Source organism: Streptococcus sp. HMSC034E12 (genome assembly GCF_001835915.1).
GTDB lineage: Bacteria > Bacillota > Bacilli > Lactobacillales > Streptococcaceae > Streptococcus > Streptococcus vaginalis.
This window is the reverse complement of record NZ_KV826438.1, coordinates 152,228-169,326: the sequence shown is the minus strand read 5'-3', so window position 1 is coordinate 169,326 and position 17,099 is coordinate 152,228. Positions and strand designations below refer to the sequence as shown.

The following is a 17,099-nucleotide window of genomic DNA, read 5'->3' as shown; positions in this document are numbered from 1 at the left end:
ATAAGTCATGGCTTTGTTTTCCAAAAAGGATAAGTATATTCGGATCAATCCAAACCGTTCCAGTCGTGAGAAACCTCAAGTGAAACCAGAGTTTCCGGATGAACTGTTTTCAAAGTGTCCAGGATGTAAGCATATCATTTACCAAAAAGATTTGGGAAGTGAACGGATTTGCCCGCAATGTGGCTATACGTTTCGTATTTCAGCTTTTGAACGCCTCAATTTAACGGTAGATGCCAATAGTTTTGAGGAATTATTTACAGGAATTGAAACATCAGATCCCTTGAAGTTTCCTAAATATCGTGAAAAATTAAGGACTGTCCGTGAAAAAACAGGTTTGGATGAAGCGGTATTGACAGGAATTGCGACAATCGGTGGTCAAAAAACTGCACTGGGGATCATGGATTCCAACTTTATCATGGCTTCTATGGGAACAGTCGTTGGAGAAAAAATTACTCGTCTTTTTGAATATGCTACAGAACATCAGTTGCCAGTCACTTTGTTTACAGCTTCTGGTGGCGCTCGCATGCAAGAAGGCATTATGAGTTTGATGCAAATGGCTAAAGTATCCGCAGCAGTGAAACGCCATTCTAATGCTGGTTTGTTTTATTTGACGATCTTAACAGACCCGACCACGGGTGGGGTGACGGCTTCTTTTGCCATGGAAGGAGACATCATTCTGGCTGAGACACAAGCGCTTGTTGGCTTTGCAGGTCGCCGAGTAATTGAAACAACCGTTCGTGAAAAATTGCCAGATGACTTCCAAAAGGCAGAATTTTTGTTTGAACATGGTTTTGTTGATGCTATTGTCAAACGTTTGGAATTGCGCTCCACCATTGCAATGCTCTTGGCTTTCCATGGAGGTGAACAATGACAAAGATTACCCGAATTATTAAAGAAGCACGAGATCAGGCACGATTGACAGCTTTGGATTTTGCACAAGGAATTTGCGAGAATTTTATTGAATTACATGGCGATCGTTCTTTTCAAGATGACGGAGCGGTTATAGGTGGAATCGGAACTTTAGATGGTCAGCCCATCACCGTTGTTGGGATTCAAAAAGGGCGCAATCTACAGGATAATTTGCAACGGAATTTTGGACAACCTCATCCAGAAGGTTATCGAAAGGCACTTCGCTTGATGAAGCAGGCAGAGAAATTTGGTCGTCCTGTCGTTACGTTTATCAATACAGCCGGTGCTTATCCGGGAGTTGGGGCTGAAGAGCGCGGTCAAGGAGAAGCTATTGCGCGTAATTTGCTCGAGATGAGCGATTTAAAGATGCCGATTATCGCTATTATTATCGGTGAAGGCGGATCTGGAGGAGCACTAGCTTTAGCTGTTGCAGACAAGGTCTGGATGCTAGAAAATTCAATTTACGCGGTGCTTAGTCCCGAAGGTTTTGCTTCTATCTTGTGGAAAGACGGCAGTCGTGCTATGGAAGCTGCAGAACTCATGAAAATCACTTCTCATGAGCTTCTTGATATGGGAGTAGTGGACAAGGTGATTCCAGAAGCAGGGCTTAGCAATCAGGATTTATTGTATGCTGTGAAACAAGAAATAGTCGCTGAATTAGCAAATTTGTCTCAACTACCACTTGAACAACTTTTAGAAGCACGTTACCAACGATTTCGAAAATACTAATAAAAATCAGAAGTGGATTGGCTTGTACCGTTTACTTCTGTTTTTTTATTTTTAAAATACGCTTTTCTATAATATTTTCTGCTATAATAGAGAATGGACAAAAGGAGAAGAGATGTTTATTATTGATTTTATCTTGCATATTGACGCACACATTTATAAGATTGCTCATGCTGTAGGTGGCTGGACGTATTTGATTTTGTTTCTGGTGATTGTTATTGAGACAGCTGCGGTAGTATTTCCATTCTTGCCGGGAGACAGCTTACTTTTTGCTGCAGGCGCTCTATCAGCTAATCCAGCAATGAATTTTAATGTTCTACTTTTTATGCTTCTATTTTTTGTGGGAGCTTTTGTTGGCGATACCTGTAATTTCTTCATTGGCAGAACCTTGGGTTATCGTTTTGTACATTATAAATTTTTCAGTAAATTGATAAAAGAAGAAAATATCAAAGAAGCAGAAGTGTATTTTGGAAAACATGGATCTACTTCCATTATTTTAGGACGTTATATTCCTATTATTCGCACCTTTGTGCCTTTTGTAGCAGGTATTAGCCAATTCCCTGTTCAGTCTTTTCTGAAACGAGCTTTTATTGCTGCTTTGTCTTGGTCTTTGATTGCGACAGGGGCAGGCTATCTTTTTGGGAATATTCCCTTTGTGAAAATTCATTTTTCAGCGATTATTTTGGGAATTGTCATTGTCACCTTACTCCCAACTGTGATAAGTGTGGTTCGAAGTGCAATGATTAAAAAGCGAAACAATCAAATGAAGAGATAAGAAAACTCTGAGATGATTTGAAAATCTCAGAGTTTTTATGTTATTTTGGAGCAATCACTTTCACACCGCCCATGTATGGACGAAGTACTTCTGGAATAGTGATGGAGCCGTCTTCATTTTGATAATTTTCAAGAATAGCTGCAACGGTACGACCAACTGCAAGACCAGATCCATTCAAAGTATGTAGGAGTTTGACCTTGCCGTCTGCTTCGTCACGGTAACGGATTTGAGCGCGACGAGCTTGGAAATCTTCGGTATTGGAACAGCTAGAAATTTCACGATAGGTGTTTTGAGCTGGAATCCAGACTTCCAAGTCGTAGGTCTTCGCCGCAGAGAAGCCCATATCCCCTGTAGAAAGTGCAACGACACGGTAAGGAAGATTCAATTTTTGCAGGATATTTTCAGCATTAGCGGTCATTTTTTCTAATTCTTCATAAGAATGTTCTGGTTTGGCAAATTTGACCATTTCTACTTTGTGGAATTGATGTAAACGAATTAAACCACGGGTGTCACGACCGGCAGAACCAGCTTCAGAACGGAAAGACGGACTCATGGCTGTGAAGTAGATTGGCAAGTCTTTCCCGTCTAAAATTTCCCCTCGGTAGTAATTTGTCAAAGGAACTTCAGCAGTTGGAATGAGAACATAATTAGTGTCGCTCACTTCAAAAGTATCTTCTTTGAATTTTGGATATTGACCAGTACCAAACATAGAATCGTGATTAACCATGTAAGGAGGAATGACTTCTGTGTAGCCCTCTCTTTGATGCTCGTCTAACATGAAATTATAAATAGCGCGTTCTAGACGAGCTCCTAATCCTTTGTAAAAGAGGAAGCGAGCGCCGGTTACTTTTGCCCCGCGTTCCCAGTCGAGAATATCAAGATTTTCACCAAGATCCCAGTGAGCTTTTACATCAAAGTCAAACACACGTGGCGTCCCCCAACGGCGAACTTCTACATTATCGTCTTCGTCAGCACCTACCGGCACACTATCGTGAGGAATATTTGGCAAAGTCGTTGTAAACTCGGTTAATATAGCGTCAATTTCTGCTAACTCTGCGTCTAATGATTTAATTTCAGCAGATAATTTTTGCATGGCAGCAATTTTATCATCAGCATTGTCTTTATTACGTTTCGCTTGGGCAATTTCTGCTGAAACCGTGTTACGCTCTGCTTTTAAATTTTCAACCTTGACCAAGAGTTCACGGCGTTTGCTATCAAACTCTTTCATTTTATCAAGTGTTGCAGCGTCAACGCCACGAGTAGCTAGTTTTTTTGCGATGATATCAAAATCTGTGCGAATGCGTTTAATATCTAACATCAGAACCTCCTTAAATAAAAATGCATCTATGGAAAGTGTTGGAGTGGCAGAGCCACGGTTCCATCCAACTTCACATAAGTGCACTTGATTGTTTATGAAATTAGTATCACGGTAGAATTTCAAGCTAGCTCCCTATCTGCTCACAGCTGCCGCAGACTTTCTGAAAGAGATACTAGATTTACTTATCCGTTTCCTATAATTATACAAGAATTCTTATTTTTTTGCAAATAGATTTTTAAAAAATTGACCAATTGTTTGAATCAGTGTCGGTAGTTTAACGACTTTTTCATTACCGATATGATTTCGAGCGTGTTTCAAAATAGTTCCAGCATCTTTTGAAGCGAAAAGGAATTTTCCTTTATTGGTAAAGACTTCAAAATGACGACTAATTCGTTTGCCAGACACATTGGCACCGATTTGATGGATAGTATCCCAAGGGATTTGAATATAGTCTTCGACATTGGCATCTGCATAAAATTCGAGCGCTTTATCTCCAACTAAGAATTTACCAACTTTCCCTCCAATTCCCAGATAAGAAGTTCCTGTTGTTTGAAAATCAATTTTTGTATTTTGTGACTGTGCCATGTTCAATCCTCGTTTATCTATTATCTTTTCTATTATAGCACATTTATTGTCAATAAAAAAGAAGGCCGAAACCTTCTTTTTCCATGTTTACATCAAACCAATAACTTTGGCAATGATACCAACGATGAAGAGTCCGATGATGATAGTGATTGGTGAAACTTTCTTCTTAAGCAACCACATACAAAGGAAAGTAAGGAGAAGTCCCATCAAACCAGGAATCAATGAATTCAATTGTCCTTGAAGTGTGTTTGCTTTTTCAGGAGTTAAGCTAAGTCCATTTGCAACATCACCTAAGATTTTTTGCAGTTGAGAACCAGTTACAGCTCCCTTAGGGAAGTTGATATAAGCACCTTCAGATAGTTTTGTTGAAGGAAGTTGAAGGGCAAAGCTTACGTTTACCCAGCGTTCAACGAGTACAGCAAGGATAAACATACCAAGGATTGAAGCTCCTTTAGTGATGTCTTGAAGGATGCCACCTGACATGTCTTTAGTAATTTCAGAACCAGCTTTGTAACCAAGTTCTTGAGTGTACCACAAGAAGGCCATACGGATAAGATTCCAAAGAACGAAGAAGAGGATTGGACCCATGATGTTTCCTGTTGAGGCAAGAGAAGCACCAAGAGCACCGAGGATAGGACGAACAGTAAACCAGAAGACTGGGTCACCGATACCAGCAAGAGGTCCCATCATACCGATTTTAACCCCTTGGATAGCAGTGTTGTCAATTTCAGCACCGTTAGCCTTTTCTTCTTCAAGGGCAAGTGTCACACCAATGATAGGAGCAGCTACGTATGGGTGAGTGTTGAAGAATTCCAAGTGACGTTCAAGAGCAGCAGCTTGGTCTTCTTTTTTAGTATAAAGTTTTTTGATAGCTGGAATTAATGCATAAGCCCAACCTAAGTTTTGCATCCGTTCATAGTTCCAAGAACCTTGCAAGAAAGTTGAACGCCACCAAATTTTTTGACGATCTGATTTTGATAATTGAATTTTTTCTGTCATGATATTAGTAGCTCCTTTCTTAGTAGTCTTCTAAAATATCACCAATTGGGTCGCTTGATGTAGCAGAACCGCCACCACCATTTCCGCCTTTTTTAGAAAGGTTCAGATAGATAAGAGCAATTGCAACACCGATTGTACCAAGAGCGATAAGGGTTAATTGACTAACAGCTGCAAGTGCAAAACCGATAGCAAAGAATGGCCATACTTCGCGAGTTGCCATCATGTTGATAACCATAGCGTAACCAACGGCAACGACCATACCACCACCGATAGCCATACCATCTGACAACCATGCAGGCATCATTGCGAGTAAGTTTTGTACAGCTTCAGCTGGAATAGCAAGTAGAAGTGCAGCAGGAAGAGCGATACGCAAACCTTGAAGGACAAGAGCAAATAAGTGAGCGCGTTCTACGCCTGCGATGTCACCTTTTTTAGCAGCAGCATCAGCACCGTGAACAAGGGCAACTGAGATAGTACGTACGATCATTGTAAGGAAAAGACCAGCAACAGCAAGTGGGATAGCAACAGCAGTTGCGACAGCAACACCTTTGTTTGTAAAGTCTCCACCTTGTACCATAATGATAGCGGCAGCAACAGAGGCAAGGGCAGCGTCAGGCGCAACCGCAGCACCGATGTTTGCCCAACCAAGAGCGATCATTTGTAGTGAACCACCAAGTATTACACCTGCTTCCAAGTGTCCTGTTACAAGACCAATCAAGGTACAAGCAACAAGTGGTTGGTGGAATTGAAATTGGTCCAAGATTCCTTCGAGTCCAGCAAGAAAGGCAACGAAGACCACTAAAATCATAGAAATAATTGACATATTCTAAATCCTTTCCATTATTGAACGTTGGCTTTTTTAATTAAGTCAAACAAATCTTTTTTGGAGTCATTTGGCACTTTACGTACGTCAAATTCCACTCCGAGGTCACGCAATTTTTCAAAGGTTGCAACATCGTCTTTGTCCATTGACAAAACGTTATTGACTATTGTTTTACCAGTTGAGTGAGCCATTGAGCCAACATTGAGTGTTTTGATATCGACACCACCTTCAACAGCACGAAGTGCATCTTGAGGAGTTTCAAAAAGAATCAGTGCATGTGTGTTACCAAAACGGGGGTCTTTTGCTACCGCAATCAATTTGTCAATTGGGACAACATTTGCTTTGACATTACCAGGAGCAGCTTGTTTGATTAACTCTTTACGAAGTTTATCAGCTGATACGGAGTCAGAAGCAACAATGATACGGTCTGCTTTAGAATCTGGTGTCCAAGCAGTTGCAACTTGACCGTGAAGAAGACGTGTATCGATACGAGCAAGATTGATTTTCAACTTGCCATCGCCGATAACGGTTCCTTCTGGAATAGCAGCTTGAGCAGTTGGTGCAGCCGGTGCACTTGCTACCTCAGCTACAGGATTTAGTTCTTCAGGAAGAGCTTTCACTCCGTCCTTGGCTTCTTTGATGATGTTTGCGGCAACAGCGTCAACGCCAGCATTGGCATCCATCATTCGTTCTGTATAAGCTTGAATCAACATTGGCAGATTCAAACCTGTAATGATCGCGAACTTACGGTCAGGATTTTCACCCATTACACGGCTAGCTTGGTTAAATGGAGAACCACTCCACAGGTCAGCCAAAACTAGAACTTCATCATTCGCGTCAAAAGCAGCCACAGCGTCATTGAACTTAGCATACAAATCATCAGGACCTTCATTTGGCATAAAAGTTACAACTTGAACTTTTTCTTGCTCACCAAAAATCATAGAACCTGATTGATGAATACCAGCAGCAAATTCACCATGGCTTGCAATAATGATTCCGATACTCATTATTGTCTTTCCTCCTTATAAAATGTTTGACTTAAGTTTAAGAAAAATTTAAGACTACTTAATTATAAAACGTTTTCATGAAAAATGCAATAGTTTGAGCTAAAAAATCAAAATCTTTCATATTTTTGACAGATTGTAAACGGACAAAAATAGCAATTTAAACAATATATTAACTTTGAAAAGCGATTGGAAAAATAATGAAAGTTTTGAAAAAATAATTCTATCTACATGAATTATTGAAGAAGAAAGAGGAGAATCAATAAAAAATCTAGAAACATTTTAAATTTAAAAAACAAAATTTATAATATTTAATTTATGGCATAAATAAACTGATAGAAAATAATTGAAAATCAACAGCTGATGAGACTGCTCCATGATTGCTAGTGCACAATCAGTTGCAGAAAAATGAAATCTGGGAAGATTACGTGTAAATATTAAAGAGTCGGGCAGAAAACCTGTCCAACTCTAAGTCTCATTATAAAAATAGTTTCAATAATTGATGAGCGACTCCGTCTTGGTCATTGGTCAGCGGCAGTTGCTCATCTGCGTAAGGAAGAAGTGTTTGGCTAGCGTTTTTCATGGCATAGCCAGTACCTGCAAAAGCTAACATCTCTGTATCATTGTGTTCGTCACCAAAAGCAATCAAATCTTTTCGCTCTACGTTCAGAACCTCTAATAAATATTTCAAAGCAAAAGCTTTGTTGACGCCTTTTGGAGTGCATTCAAGGATATTGAGCGGACCGCCCCAAGTGTTGATAGATAATTGTTGTTGATAAAATTGATTCAACTCATCCGCCAAAGCATATTTATCATTGGCATGCGTTTGCAAAAGGATACAGTTGGGATTTTTGGTAACCAATTCTGGATTAAATTGATTTTCAGGTTGAAAAGATTCTACACCAAATAATTTCGGGTCGGCAATCGTTTCATTGGGAGCTGTGATATAAAATTTCTTTCGATATTCTCCAGCAATGAAGTCTGCTTCAATTTCTTCCTTCCTTTTGACAATGTCTAATAGATATTCCTTATCTAAAGTGATACATCTTTCCTGTTGCCATTTTTTCTCAGGGATATGGGTCAAAGAGCCATTAAAGTTGATCATTGGAGTGTGTAGCTCCAATTCTTTATAAAATTCCCGTGCCATTCGATAAGGGCGTCCAGTTGTGATGACAACATGATGTCCTTTTTTAGAAATTTTTTTAATTGTTTCTTTTGTAAATTCAGATAGTTTGCTGTCAGAATTGAGCAAGGTTCCGTCTAAATCTACTGCAATTACTTTTTTTGTCATAGTCTACTCTTTCATTTGTGCTGTTTTCTATTATAGCAGATTTTAAGATGAAAGTGCAGAATTTGTGATATAATGTTTTCTTATATAATGAAGGAGGAAATCGAGTATGCGTAAAACAATTATCATTCATATTTTCTTTGCGATTATTTCTGCCATCGTTTATGCCGAAGGAATTTTGACAAAAGGTCCAGATTTGATTTGGAATATGTTTCTAGCTTTGGTTGCCTATGATGCGGCTTTTATAGCCATTCAATTTAAGAAAAAATGGTTTTTCTTACCTGTAGCAATTCTTTGGCTGATGTTTTATCCCAATACGTTCTATATGATTACAGACTTGGTACACATGCACTGGGTGAGTGATACCTTGTGGAATCGAGAAAGTCTGCATCTTTTTATGGCCTTTGTTCCAAGTATTTTCTTCGGGGTTCTATGCGGAATAGAGAGCTGGAATTTGATTTCGGGCTATTTGAAGCTCAAATGGTGTCTGGAATATTTGGCTATTGGAGCTGTCTCATTTTTATCGAGTCTCGCGATTTACATTGGTCGCTATGATCGGCTCAATTCTTGGGATCTAGTCAGTCATCCTACATTAGTCTTTGAGCGATTGACAGCTGCTTTGCAAAGGGAGCGCCTGCTATTCATTTTAGGGTTTACCTTTATTCAAATCATGTCCTTGGTCTTTTTGAGTAAAAATCAGTCTAAATAAATATTTTCTGTATAAAACATTGAATTAATTTGTTTATTTTTAAAACTTCTATTGAAATCGTGAATATTTTGTGATATTATATCCACTATCGTTCGTAAAATTTAAGGAGATTTTAAAAATGGACAAGTTTTTTAAACTAAAAGAGAACGGTACGACTGTTCGTACAGAAGTTCTTGCTGGTTTAACCACTTTCTTTGCAATGAGTTATATTCTCTTTGTCAACCCTGAAATGCTTAGTCAAACAGGCATGCCAGCACAAGGTGTTTTCTTGGCGACTATCATTGGGACTGTTGCAGGGACGCTGATGATGGCTGTATATGCCAACATTCCTTACGCTCAGGCGCCTGGTATGGGACTGAATGCTTTCTTTACTTATACCGTTGTGTTTGCACTGGGGTATACTTGGCAAGAAGCACTTGCCATGGTTTTCCTTTGTGGGATTATCAGCATTATTGTTACGCTAACCAAAGTTCGTACAATTATTATTCATGCAATTCCAGAAAGTTTAAAATATGCTATTTCTGGTGGGATTGGGATTTTTCTAGCTTACATTGGAGTTAAAAAAGCTGGACTTTTAAAATTCTCAATTGATCCGGGAACTTATAGCGTTACAGGAAAAGGTGCTGATAAGGCACAAGCAGCTATTACAGCCAATGGAATGGCAACGCCGGGCTTGGTAGATTTTAACAACCCAGCTGTTCTTGTAGCTTTGTTTGGAATTTTCATCACCATTTTCTTTGTTCTCAAACGCATTCGCGGAGGGATTGTTCTCTCCATTGCAGCAACAACAATCCTAGCCATTTTGGTAGGGGTCGTAGACCTTTCAAAGATCAATTTTGCTTCCAATAATATCGGTGCTGCTGTTCAGGATTTAGGAAAGATTTTTGGTGCGGCACTAGGTAAAGATGGCTTGTTGGCTTTGTTTGCAAAACCAGCTCGCCTTCCAGAAGTGCTTCTAGCTATTTTGGCCTTTTCATTAACAGATATTTTTGATAATATTGGAACTTTGATTAGTACAGGGCGCAAAGCGGGCATCTTTAACATTGCAGATGAAGAAGCTGCTAAAGATTCGTCTGGCCTTCAAACTAAAATGGATAAGGCATTATTTTCAGACATGGTTGGTACAACGATTGGTGCGATTGCAGGAACTTCAAATGTTACGACTTATGTAGAAAGTGCAGCTGGAATTGAAGCGGGCGGTCGTACTGGCTTGACAGCGCTTGTCGTTGCGGCTTTGTTTGCTGTGTCAAGTTTCTTTAGTCCACTTCTTGCTATTGTACCAACAGTAGCGGTAGCCCCTATTCTTATCATTGTGGGAATTATGATGCTTTCCAGCATGAAAGATATCGAATGGGATGATTTGTCAGAAGCAGTACCAGCGTTCTTCACATCTATTTTTATGGGCTTTACTTATAGTATTACTCATGGTATTGCCGTAGGATTCATCATGTATACTTTTGTGAAAATCATCAAAGGTGAAGCCAAGGAAGTCCACCCTATTATCTGGGTATTGGATGCTTTATTTATCCTAAACTTTATTAGTCTAGCTTTGGCTTAATGATTGGGAAATAGCTAGTTCTTTGGAACTAGCTTTTCTTTTGTCAAATTTTAGCAGAAACAGAAAAATTTTGATATAATAGTAGAATGTTTAGCCATAATGAAGATGAGTTGATGGCGTGGGGCGAGAAATTGGGTGCTTTACTCCAAAAACAAGATGTGTTGATTTTAACGGGTGACTTGGGTGCTGGGAAAACAACCTTCACCAAAGGTTTAGCGCGTGGACTGGGTATCAAACAAATGATCAAAAGTCCGACCTACACTATTGTACGAGAATATGACGGACGCCTGCCGCTTTATCATTTGGACGTTTATCGCATTGGGGAAGATCCAGATTCTATTGATTTAGACGATTTTCTCTTTGGAGATGGAGTGACGGTTATTGAATGGGGCGAATTGTTGGGAGATAGTTTGCCAAGTGACTATCTCAAATTGACAATTTTAAGAAAAAATGATGGTCGAGAATTGGTCTTTGATGCAAAAGGACATCGAGCTGAGAAACTGCTTGAGGAATTTGTCAATGGCTGAGTTAGAGCTAGTTATAAGAGAAGCAGAACCTCAAGACGCCAAATCTTTAATTGATTTTCTTAATCAAGTTGGAAAAGAATCAGATTACATGACATTAGATGACGCAGGGATTTTGATGACAGAAGAGCAGATGAGCTCTTTCATTCAACATCAAGCCGCGTCAGATAACCAGATTTATCTAATTGCACTATTAGATAATGAAATTGCTGGGCTTGTGAGCATTACAGCTGATTTTCATGAGCGAATTCGCCATATCGGGCAGGTCTTTATCGTGGTTAAAAGAGCATTTTGGAATCAAGGCTTAGGGAAATTTCTTCTAGAAGAAGCGATAGACTGGGCAGAGAATTCTGAAGTGATTCGACGATTAGAATTGACCGTACAAGTCAGAAATGAGCGGGCGGTTCATTTGTATCAAGTGTTTGGGTTTGAGATTGAGGGCATTCAAAAAAGAGGAGCCTATCTTTCAGAAGGGAAATTTCTTGATGTTTACCTAATGGGAAAACTGATAGATTAGAATAAATATGTTTAAAAAAATTATCTTAATGTTTTTGAGCTTGTGTCTTGTAACGGTTGCAGGACTAGGCGTTTATGGATTTACGATTTATAACCAATCAACAGATGCTTTGTCTAAGACTTATAAAAGCTTTGGGAAAGAAACAAATGTGATTGCCGCTACCAAACCTTTGACCTTGCTTTTGATGGGGGTAGATACAGGTAGTGGATCACGCTCAGATCGGTGGGCTGGAAATAGTGATTCCATGATTCTCGTAACAGTTAATCCTAAGACAAAAAAAACGACAATGATGAGTTTGGAAAGGGATATTCTTACCAAAATTAAAACCGCTGATGGGACAACGCAAGCAAAGCTTAATGCGGCTTATGCAAATGGTGGAGCTGATTTAGCTATTTCCACAGTGCAAAAGATGATGAATATTCACATTGACCGCTCTGTGCTTATCAATATGAAAGGTCTGGTACAATTAGTTGATGCTGTTGGGGGCATTACGGTCAATAACACCCTTGGTTTTCCTATCTCGATTGAAGAAAACGAGCCAGAATATAAAGCAGTTGTTGAACCAGGGGAACAACATATCAATGGTGATCAAGCACTGGTCTATTCTCGCATGCGTTATCAAGATCCGGAAGGGGATTATGGACGTCAAAAGCGCCAACGTGAAGTGATTCAAAAAGTAGTCCAAAAAGTGCTGAGCTTAAACAGTGTCAGCCACTATCAAGCAATTTTAAAAGCTGTTAGCAACAATATGCAGACCAATGTAGAGTTGTCTTCTGGCAGTATTCCGCAATTATTAGGTTACCAAGATGCTTTTAAAAATATTGAAAGTAAGCAATTGAAAGGTGAGGGTGCCACTTTACCAGACGGTGGATCTTACCAAATCGTAACTTCGGAGCATATGTTGGAAATGCAAAATGTTCTGAGAAAATCGCTTGGCTTGGACGAAGTGACTGAATTGGAAACCAATGCGGTTTTATATGAAGAATTGTATGGCAGTGCTGCTCCTAGTTCCGGTCAGTCAGGAAATGACGCAACAACTGGTGCTGCTGATTTTTCTGCGTATTCAAGCAATCCTTATGGAACAGATCAAAATGGACAGTATTATGGTCAATACGGACAATGACATAATAAAAAAGAATTTAGCGTGTGTCTAAATTCTTTTTAACTTCTTAGTTGATGTGAGCCTTCCAGATATCTTGAATTTGCTGAAGTCGAGCAGTAGAGTCTTGCTCAAAAAGTTTGAATTGGTAAGTCAAATCCTGTGAAATTGTTTGGAGATTGTCTTTTTGCTCTTGAACGACTTGGAGATTTCGTTGAATATTTTGTAGATTGTCTTGAATCCTGTCCATTAGCTCATAACTTTCAACAGCCTCGTTCATGAGTTTTTCTCTATTTTTAACAAGGAAAAAGCTGGCTGCAGCTGCACCGGTGAATAATAATAGATTACTAAGTTTCATGGTTTCTCCTTATGCTTTTGAAATTTTTTCGGCTAATTCTGCAAGAGCAGGGAAGTTTGGTTCGTGCGCCACGAAAGTCAGTTTTAAATCATCATTTTCTGTATAGCGTGGTGCTAAATGGACATGTGTATGGAAGACAGATTGACCGGCAATTTCTTCGTTGTTATTGATGATATTCATCCCCTTTGCACCAGTAGCCTTCATCACTTTACGAGCAATATCTGGAATACGTACAAAGAGTTGACTGGCAGCTTCACCGTCCATTTCAAGCATGTTGCGGAAATGTTTTTTAGGGACAACCAAGGTATGTCCGAGCGTTACTTGTGAGACGTCTAAAAATGCTAGAATTACATCGTCTTCATATACTTTAGAAGCTGGAATTTCTCCTGCAATAATCTTACAAAAAATGCAATCTGCCATCAAATTTACCTCTACTTTGTTAGATTTTGTTATAATATAAGAACATTATACCAGAATTTGGAGAAAATATGTTAGAAATAAAAGGGCTTATAGGGGGCTATGTGAATATCCCTGTTTTAAAAGACATCAGTTTCACAGTAGGAAATGGGGAACTGGTGGGGTTGATTGGTTTGAATGGTGCGGGTAAATCCACTACAATCAATGAAATTATCGGACTTTTAACTCCTTATAAAGGTGAAATTTTAATTGACGGTGCCAAACTGCAAGATAGTCCTACGGCTTATCGTAAGAAAATTGGTTTTATTCCGGAAACACCTAGTTTGTATGAGGAATTAACGCTGCGCGAGCATATTGAAACGGTTGCTATGGCTTATGATGTGGAGCAAAAGGTGGCTTTTGCACGCGTGGAAAAATTATTGACGATGTTTCGCTTGAAAGAAAAATTAGATTGGTTTCCGGTGCATTTTTCTAAGGGGATGAAGCAAAAAGTCATGATTATCTGTGCATTTGTGGTTGACCCCAGCCTTTTTATCGTTGATGAACCATTTTTAGGACTTGATCCAGTTGCCATTGCTGACTTGATAGAGCTTTTGGAGGATGAAAAGGTAAAAGGCAAGTCAATTCTTATGAGTACGCATGTGCTGGATTCGGCAGAAAAGATGTGTGATTCATTCGTGATATTGCATAAGGGAGAAATCCGAGCTAAAGGCAATTTAGCAGAATTACGAGCAGAATTTGCCATGCCAGAAGCTAGTCTCAATGACATTTATCTAGTTTTGACAGAAGAGGCGAGCTTATGAGAAATCTGTTTCAAAAGCGCAGGCAAGTATTTCGCAATCAATGTTTGAAGTATTCACGCTATGTTTTTAATGACCATTTTGTCCTCTTTTTATTGGTCTTTATTGGCTTTTTAGCTGTTCAATACAGTCAACTGTTACGAAATTTTCCTAAAAATCACCTGCCAATCATTCTTGCTTTAGTGGTTCTTTTGTTCTTATTATTGCCTTTGGGACGAATCGCGACTTATATGGAAAAACCAGATAGTCTGTTTTTATTGGTCAAAGAAGAGGAATTAAAAAGCTACCTACAAGAACAAACGCGTTTATCTTATCGATTATGGGTCTTGCTTCAAACCGTTGTGTTGTTACTATTAGTACCGCTTTTTCTTGCCTTAGGCATGCCGCTTTGGGGCTGGTTTATTCTTGTTTTTCTTATGTTGATAGCAAAATGGTTCGTATTTTTGCAGAAAAGTCAAAAATTTTACCAAGGTGCAGGGGTGAATTGGAGTTATCTCATTGCTTATGAAGAAAGACGTAAGCAGACAATCCTACGTTTCTTTGCTCTCTTTACCAATGTCAAAGGAATTTCTAATAGTGTGAAACGCCGTGCGTATCTTGATGGTTTGACAAATATTCTACCCAAAAGACAGTCAACTACTTGGCAAAATATATATTTGCGTTCTTATTTACGAAATGGTGATTTTCTGGCCTTGACTATACGGTTGCTGTTTCTGTCTCTTTTGGGAATTGGCTTTATCAGTCAATCATGGATTGCGGCTATTTTCGTGGCTTTGTTGAATTATCTCTTGCTATTTCAGTTGACAGCCTTGTACAATGCTTTTGATTATCAATATTTGACGTTCTTATTTCCTTTGGAAACTGGATTGAAATTAAAAGGAGTGAAACAAGTGATTATTCTTATTGGCTACAGCGTGCTTTTTGTGGAAACAATGATGGCTTTGTTGTTTTTCCAAGATAGAGTAGCTTTGCTTTTTATGATTGGAATTACATTGCTACTTTATTTCATCTATTTACCATTTAAATTAAGAAGTTTGGTTGACTAAAGGAAGTAAAATTAGTAAAATAGATAGGAAACTTTTTACGGAGGGGAATAATGGACTTGGTTGATAATGAGCTAACTCTGACGCCGATTGCAGGCAAGAGTGGAAAAGCCTACATGGGCACCTATCCAGATGGGGCGCGCGTTTTCGTCAAGATGAATACAACCCCAATCTTAGTAGGTTTAGCTAGAGAACAAATTGCACCACAACTATTGTGGAGTCGTCGCATGGCAGATGGCAACGTTATGAGTGCGCAAGAGTGGCTGTCAGGAAAGATCTTGACACCAGCTGAAATGGACAAAAAGCAAATTGTAAATATTTTGACACGGCTGCATCGTTCACGTCCTTTGATGACACAGTTGCGTCGGTTGGGTTATGCTTTGGAGACGCCAGCAGATTTATTGGAATCTTGGTTAGAACATGCACCATTGGCAATTGGAAATAATCATTACTTGCGGTCGGTTTTAAATGATATGCGTAGTCATTTACCACAATTTCGCGAGGATTATGCAACAATTGTGCATGGCGATGTGCGTCATAGTAACTGGATTGAGACAGATAGTGGATTGGTGTATTTAGTAGATTGGGATTCTGTTCGATTGACAGATCGTATGTTTGATGTGGCTCATATATTAAGCCATTATATTCCAGAGGTGCGTTGGAAAGAATGGTTGACCTACTATGGCTATCGGTATAATGAAACGGTATTGAAAAAATTGTACTGGTATGGTCAGTATGCTTACCTATGTCAGATTGCTAAGTATTATGAAAATGCAGACTTGGAAAATGTGAATCGGGAGATTTATGCACTACGTAACTTCCGTTCAAAATACGGGAAAAAGGTGTCATGAGAGTTAGAAATCGTAAAGGGGCGACGGAATTACTAGAAGCAAACCCACAATATGTAATTTTAAATCCTGCTGAAGCAAAGGGCAAGTGGCATGAGATTTTTGGGAATAAGCACCCCATTCATATTGAAGTGGGAAGTGGAAAGGGTGCGTTTGTTTCAGAAATGGCAAAAGCTCATCCAGAAATTAACTATATCGGAATTGATATTCAAAAATCCGTTTTGAGTTACGCCTTGGATAAGGTTTTAGCAACTGATGTTCCCAATATCAAGCTCCTTTGGGTAGATGGTTCTGATTTGACCAACTACTTTGAAAATGGAGAGATTGATCGTTTGTATCTGAATTTTTCTGATCCTTGGCCCAAGAAACGCCATGAAAAACGGCGCTTGACCTACAAATCTTTTCTCGATACCTTTAAGCAAATTTTACCAGAACATGGTGAGATTCATTTCAAAACAGATAATCGTGGTCTTTTTGAATATAGCTTAGTGAGCTTTTCTCAATACGGGATGAAACTAAATGGTGTTTGGTTAGATTTACACGCGAGCGACTTTGAAGATAATGTGCTGACAGAGTACGAGAAAAAATTTGTCAACAAAGGTCAAGTCATCTATCGGGTTGAGGCAGAGTTTTAAGGTGAAATAGATAATTGAAAGAGGCTGGGCAAAAAGTGTCCCAGCTTCTATCAGATTTAGTAATAAAGGAATAACGCAGTAGGTGATTGGGCTCTTCATTCGCTGTTCAAGCTCGGAAGAGCACTTTTGGCGAAAACTTCGTTTTCTTCATCTACAACCTTAAA

At 39.1% G+C, this 17,099-nt stretch carries 20 protein-coding genes; 12 read left to right on the top strand and 8 right to left on the bottom strand.

The window, feature by feature from the left end; translation table 11 throughout:
* Positions 1 to 7: 7 nt before the first annotated feature.
* The 3 genes from accD (at position 8) to HMPREF2574_RS04705 (ending at position 2,410) form a co-directional block, all read left to right on the top strand.
* A complete protein-coding gene (gene accD, locus HMPREF2574_RS04715; RefSeq protein WP_024052188.1) occupies positions 8 to 871 on the top strand; it encodes an acetyl-CoA carboxylase, carboxyltransferase subunit beta in 864 nt (287 codons plus the stop codon).
* Positions 868 to 1,638 carry an acetyl-CoA carboxylase carboxyl transferase subunit alpha gene (locus HMPREF2574_RS04710; protein ID WP_024052187.1) on the top strand — a complete coding sequence of 257 codons (771 nt, stop codon included), beginning with the start codon at positions 868 to 870 and terminating at the stop codon, positions 1,636 to 1,638. Before accD ends, HMPREF2574_RS04710 begins: the two co-directional genes overlap by 4 nt.
* A 112-nt stretch (positions 1,639 to 1,750) precedes the next feature.
* Positions 1,751 to 2,410 carry a VTT domain-containing protein gene (locus HMPREF2574_RS04705; RefSeq protein ID WP_024052186.1) on the top strand — a complete coding sequence of 220 codons (660 nt, stop codon included), beginning with the start codon at positions 1,751 to 1,753 and terminating at the stop codon, positions 2,408 to 2,410.
* A 40-nt stretch (positions 2,411 to 2,450) separates the two neighbouring features.
* On the opposite strand, the gene serS is transcribed toward HMPREF2574_RS04705, so the two are convergent.
* The 6 genes from serS to HMPREF2574_RS04675 form a co-directional block, all read right to left on the bottom strand.
* On the bottom strand, positions 2,451 to 3,728 hold the full coding sequence (gene serS, locus HMPREF2574_RS04700; RefSeq protein ID WP_070812225.1) for a serine--tRNA ligase: 1,278 nt from the start codon (positions 3,726 to 3,728) through the stop codon (positions 2,451 to 2,453).
* A gap of 213 nt (positions 3,729 to 3,941) precedes the next feature.
* On the bottom strand, positions 3,942 to 4,313 hold the full coding sequence (locus tag HMPREF2574_RS04695) for a DUF956 family protein (protein ID WP_003025992.1): 372 nt from the start codon (positions 4,311 to 4,313) through the stop codon (positions 3,942 to 3,944).
* An 87-nt stretch (positions 4,314 to 4,400) separates the two neighbouring features.
* Positions 4,401 to 5,312, bottom strand: coding sequence for a PTS system mannose/fructose/sorbose family transporter subunit IID (locus tag HMPREF2574_RS04690; RefSeq protein WP_070672470.1), 912 nt, complete (start codon positions 5,310 to 5,312; stop codon positions 4,401 to 4,403).
* A 19-nt stretch (positions 5,313 to 5,331) separates the two neighbouring features.
* On the bottom strand, positions 5,332 to 6,135 hold the full coding sequence (locus tag HMPREF2574_RS04685) for a PTS mannose/fructose/sorbose transporter subunit IIC (protein WP_070672467.1): 804 nt from the start codon (positions 6,133 to 6,135) through the stop codon (positions 5,332 to 5,334).
* Positions 6,136 to 6,152: 17 nt separating this feature from the next.
* The gene (locus HMPREF2574_RS04680; protein WP_070672464.1) at positions 6,153 to 7,142 is read right to left on the bottom strand and encodes a PTS sugar transporter subunit IIB; all 990 of its coding nucleotides are present in this window, start codon (positions 7,140 to 7,142) and stop codon (positions 6,153 to 6,155) included.
* A gap of 475 nt (positions 7,143 to 7,617) precedes the next feature.
* A complete protein-coding gene (locus HMPREF2574_RS04675) occupies positions 7,618 to 8,430 on the bottom strand; it encodes a Cof-type HAD-IIB family hydrolase (RefSeq protein ID WP_003025986.1) in 813 nt (270 codons plus the stop codon).
* 106 nt (positions 8,431 to 8,536) lie between these two features.
* Here HMPREF2574_RS04675 and HMPREF2574_RS04670 point away from each other — a divergent pair, with 106 nt between their 5' ends.
* The 5 genes from HMPREF2574_RS04670 to HMPREF2574_RS04650 all read left to right on the top strand — a co-directional run bounded on the left by HMPREF2574_RS04670 (position 8,537) and on the right by HMPREF2574_RS04650 (position 12,858).
* On the top strand, positions 8,537 to 9,136 hold the full coding sequence (locus tag HMPREF2574_RS04670) for a DUF1361 domain-containing protein (protein WP_024052181.1): 600 nt from the start codon (positions 8,537 to 8,539) through the stop codon (positions 9,134 to 9,136).
* 118 nt (positions 9,137 to 9,254) lie between these two features.
* Positions 9,255 to 10,694, top strand: coding sequence for an NCS2 family permease (locus HMPREF2574_RS04665; protein ID WP_024052180.1), 1,440 nt, complete (start codon positions 9,255 to 9,257; stop codon positions 10,692 to 10,694).
* A gap of 86 nt (positions 10,695 to 10,780) precedes the next feature.
* Complete coding sequence (gene tsaE / locus HMPREF2574_RS04660) at positions 10,781 to 11,221, top strand: tRNA (adenosine(37)-N6)-threonylcarbamoyltransferase complex ATPase subunit type 1 TsaE (RefSeq protein WP_024052179.1); 441 nt, start codon at positions 10,781 to 10,783, stop codon at positions 11,219 to 11,221.
* A complete protein-coding gene (locus tag HMPREF2574_RS04655; RefSeq protein ID WP_070812224.1) occupies positions 11,214 to 11,735 on the top strand; it encodes a GNAT family N-acetyltransferase in 522 nt (173 codons plus the stop codon). The genes tsaE and HMPREF2574_RS04655 overlap by 8 nt, the downstream gene beginning before the upstream one ends.
* A gap of 7 nt (positions 11,736 to 11,742) precedes the next feature.
* On the top strand, positions 11,743 to 12,858 hold the full coding sequence (locus HMPREF2574_RS04650) for a glycopolymer--peptidoglycan transferase LytR (RefSeq protein WP_070241538.1): 1,116 nt from the start codon (positions 11,743 to 11,745) through the stop codon (positions 12,856 to 12,858).
* A gap of 46 nt (positions 12,859 to 12,904) precedes the next feature.
* Here the strand turns inward: HMPREF2574_RS04650 and HMPREF2574_RS04645 are convergent, their stop codons facing one another.
* The gene (locus HMPREF2574_RS04645; protein ID WP_024052176.1) at positions 12,905 to 13,192 is read right to left on the bottom strand and encodes a hypothetical protein; all 288 of its coding nucleotides are present in this window, start codon (positions 13,190 to 13,192) and stop codon (positions 12,905 to 12,907) included.
* A 9-nt stretch (positions 13,193 to 13,201) separates the two neighbouring features.
* Positions 13,202 to 13,612, bottom strand: coding sequence for an HIT family protein (locus tag HMPREF2574_RS04640; protein WP_024052175.1), 411 nt, complete (start codon positions 13,610 to 13,612; stop codon positions 13,202 to 13,204).
* A gap of 68 nt (positions 13,613 to 13,680) precedes the next feature.
* On the opposite strand from HMPREF2574_RS04640, the gene HMPREF2574_RS04635 reads away from it, so the two are divergent.
* The 4 genes from HMPREF2574_RS04635 to trmB are packed head-to-tail and all read left to right on the top strand — an operon-like array spanning position 13,681 to position 16,935.
* A complete protein-coding gene (locus HMPREF2574_RS04635; protein ID WP_024052174.1) occupies positions 13,681 to 14,412 on the top strand; it encodes an ABC transporter ATP-binding protein in 732 nt (243 codons plus the stop codon).
* Positions 14,409 to 15,455, top strand: a complete 1,047-nt coding sequence (locus HMPREF2574_RS04630) for an ABC transporter permease (RefSeq protein WP_024052173.1) — start codon at positions 14,409 to 14,411, stop codon at positions 15,453 to 15,455. The genes HMPREF2574_RS04635 and HMPREF2574_RS04630 overlap by 4 nt, the downstream gene beginning before the upstream one ends.
* A 50-nt stretch (positions 15,456 to 15,505) precedes the next feature.
* On the top strand, positions 15,506 to 16,303 hold the full coding sequence (gene ccrZ / locus HMPREF2574_RS04625; RefSeq protein ID WP_070241539.1) for a cell cycle regulator CcrZ: 798 nt from the start codon (positions 15,506 to 15,508) through the stop codon (positions 16,301 to 16,303).
* Positions 16,300 to 16,935 (top strand): tRNA (guanosine(46)-N7)-methyltransferase TrmB, encoded by a 636-nt coding sequence (gene trmB / locus HMPREF2574_RS04620; RefSeq protein WP_003033795.1) that lies wholly within the window; start codon positions 16,300 to 16,302, stop codon positions 16,933 to 16,935. The genes ccrZ and trmB overlap by 4 nt, the downstream gene beginning before the upstream one ends.
* Positions 16,936 to 17,099: the final 164 nt, after the last annotated feature.